The sequence below is a fragment of the Alcanivorax sp. HI0083 genome (assembly GCF_001635175.1).
The window spans coordinates 1-1,039 of record NZ_LWFX01000115.1 but is presented as its reverse complement, the minus strand read 5'-3'; the positions used below and the strand labels follow the sequence as shown (position 1 = coordinate 1,039).

At 56.9% G+C, this 1,039-nt stretch carries 1 protein-coding gene; it reads right to left on the bottom strand.

Going from position 1 to position 1,039, the window contains the following annotated elements; all coding sequences use genetic code 11:
- Window positions 1–992, bottom strand: a 992-nt coding sequence (locus A3754_RS01345) for a sterol desaturase family protein (RefSeq protein WP_063518656.1), incomplete at its 3' end; no start/stop codon positions are given.
- Window positions 993–1,039: the final 47 nt, after the last annotated feature.

The window sequence follows — 1,039 nt, the reverse complement described above, 5'->3', positions numbered from 1 at the left end:
ATGGGCAGGAAGGCGGCGTAGTTTTTATCCACGGCTTCGTCTTCCGAGGAATGGTGCCAGTGGTGAAATTCCGGGGTGGCGATCAGCCAGCGCACGCCGGGAAAACGGAAACGGACATTGGCGTGGATGAAGATGGCGTGGAACGACACGAACACCAGATAGGCATACACCGCCGAGGGGGAGAAGCCGAGGATAAAGATGGGCAGATAGCCAATAAAACGGTTGGCGATGATTTCCACCACATGCAGCCGTGATGAGGCCAGCCAGTCCATCTGGGTAGTGGAATGGTGCACGGCGTGGAATTTCCATAGCCAGGGCACTTCGTGGAAGGCCCGGTGAATCCAGTAGCTGCCCAGATCGATCACAATCAGAATTTCAATAAACTGCAGCCACAGGGGTTGGCTGGCGATGGCCTGCTGGAAGCCGATGTCCACCTTGTCGTGCAGCAACACCTGAATAGGGATAATGGTGAAAAAGCTGATCAGCTGCAGGGCCACGTGGCTGAACAGGAAGTACTTCATGTCCGTCACCCAGCCACCGCGCAGGGTCTTCTGTTCCCGGTTCTTCGGGTAGGCGCGCTCCAGCGGGATAAAGACCAGCCCCAGCACCAGCAGTGTGAGGATGAAATAATCCAGGCCCGCATAGAGGCTGCGGCCATCCACTGGCGGCACATCCAGGCGCCCGGAACCGATAAGCGCAGCCATGCAGGCCAGCACCATGCCGATAATGCCGTAACGCCGTTCCTGGTGACGAAACACGCTGAAAAACCCGCAGGTAAACCCGATACCAATGCCAATAAACAGCAGCAGCCGCAAGATCTCGGCATTATAAAACGCCCTGAATTCCGGCGTGGTAAACAGTTCCGGATAAAGAAAACAGAAACTTCCCAGCAGCGCCAAACAACCCAGCCCGATGGAGATCGTCGCCGTGATCTTGCCCTGACCCGGCGTCAGATCCACCTCTTCGTAGCGTTCGCGCAGAAATTCCGACATTACCCCTCCCGTCCTTGCTCTTTCTTGTCCTGTGGTGGCCCTGCGGC